At 55.3% G+C, this 1,365-nt stretch carries 1 protein-coding gene, 5 tRNA genes and 1 rRNA gene; 6 read left to right on the top strand and 1 reads right to left on the bottom strand.

Translation table 11 applies throughout. The annotated features are described in order from the left end of the window. The 6 genes from rrf to ACTNBU_RS12580 form a co-directional block, all read left to right on the top strand. Positions 1 to 110: ribosomal RNA gene (gene rrf / locus ACTNBU_RS12605) — 5S ribosomal RNA — on the top strand; the annotation flags it as partial. A gap of 36 nt (positions 111 to 146) precedes the next feature. Then, positions 147 to 221: transfer RNA gene (locus ACTNBU_RS12600), tRNA-Asn, on the top strand. Between the two features lie 55 nt (positions 222 to 276). Then, positions 277 to 353, top strand: a tRNA-Ile gene (locus ACTNBU_RS12595). A 37-nt stretch (positions 354 to 390) separates the two neighbouring features. Further along, positions 391 to 466: transfer RNA gene (locus tag ACTNBU_RS12590), tRNA-Trp, on the top strand. A 62-nt stretch (positions 467 to 528) separates the two neighbouring features. Continuing rightward, positions 529 to 605: transfer RNA gene (locus ACTNBU_RS12585), tRNA-Asp, on the top strand. Positions 606 to 608: 3 nt separating this feature from the next. Beyond that, positions 609 to 684 (top strand) — tRNA-Thr (locus ACTNBU_RS12580). Positions 685 to 725: 41 nt separating this feature from the next. Here ACTNBU_RS12580 and ACTNBU_RS12575 read toward each other — a convergent pair. Next, positions 726 to 1,268, bottom strand: coding sequence for a site-specific integrase (locus ACTNBU_RS12575; protein ID WP_441034444.1), 543 nt, complete (start codon positions 1,266 to 1,268; stop codon positions 726 to 728). Positions 1,269 to 1,365: the final 97 nt, after the last annotated feature.

Raw genomic sequence — 1,365 nt, 5'->3', positions numbered from 1 at the left:
GCTGATTAGGATGAGGGTCCACCCGTTCCCATTCCGAACACGGTAGTTAAGCTCATCTCTGCCGACGATACTTGGCTGGTGACGGCCCGGTAAAATAGGTAGCGCCAACACAGGTCTTGGTTCAATAGAGCCGGGGCCTGCGATATTCCTCCTTAGCTCAATGGTAGAGCACGCGGCTGTTAACCGCGGGGTTGTTGGTTCGAGCCCAACAGGGGGAGCCATGAGAGGATTGCCGCCACAGGGTGGCGGCAATCTTTCTCTCTAAAAGCGCAGGACGGGCCTTTAGCTCAGTTGGTTAGAGCGGCCGGCTCATAACCGGTTGGTCCCGGGTTCGAGTCCCTGAAGGCCCACCAGTATGGTTTCGCCGGACGGACTTCCCGCAAGCGAGATAGGGGTATAGCTCAGCTGGTAGAGCAGCGGTCTCCAAAACCGCGTGTCGAGAGTTCGAATCTTTCTGCCCCTGCCATAAAAGTCTTTACAACGCCAGTTGTATGTGCTATAATACTAAAGCGCGAATTCAGGCGATATGGCCCGGTAGTTCAGTTGGTTAGAACGCTAGCCTGTCACGCTAGAGGTCGACGGTTCGAGCCCGTTCCGGGTCGCCATTTGCTGCTGTAGCTCAGTCGGTAGAGCGCATCCTTGGTAAGGATGAGGTCACCAGTTCAAATCTGGTCAGCAGCTCCATAAAAAATCCTGTAACTGCAATGGTTACAGGATTTTTTATTTTATTTGGTTGTTGTGTCACTATCGCCGTTTAGTGACACTTTAGTGCCACAGGATGGGACGACATCTGCAAATCGATCCATCACGGTCGCTGCTTTTGCCTCTGCGGAGGCAATCACATGGGCGTAGATGTTGCTGGTGGTGCTGGCTTGGGCATGCCCTAAATTATGAGACACAACGATCAGCGGGATCCCCTCTGCGATCTGCAAGCTGGCGTAGGTATGCCGCAGCGAGTGGAGATGCACGTCCGCCGGAATGGGTTCTCGGCGGACGAAGGAATGGAACCAATGCGTCAGCGCGTCCGGAAATACCGGACCGCCGTCCTCGGCCGTAAAGATCCGGTCTCCATCCCCTATCCAGGCGTCGCCCAGTATCTCACGCTGGTGCTCCTGCCAGGCCTTATACTCCAGCAGCAGGCTTATGGCTGTCTGGGATATCTTGAGCGGCCGCTTGCTCTTGCGGCTCTTTGGCGTGTCCACATAGCACTTCTGCGCCGGCACATAGTTCCAGGTCTGCCGGATCTGGATCAGATTTGGAAATGTCAAGAAATGTGCAGTCGGAAGACACCCAAAATCTGAAATGCTGACAATATGCGCGTGCTAAGCGGCGCTCTGCCGGTGGTTGGCCGCCCACTCCCGGTAG

The sequence above is a fragment of the Dysosmobacter sp. HCP28S3_G4 genome, from assembly GCF_052065175.1.
Classification (GTDB): Bacteria; Bacillota; Clostridia; order Oscillospirales; family Oscillospiraceae; genus Oscillibacter.
This window is presented reverse-complemented; position numbering and strand designations above follow the sequence as displayed.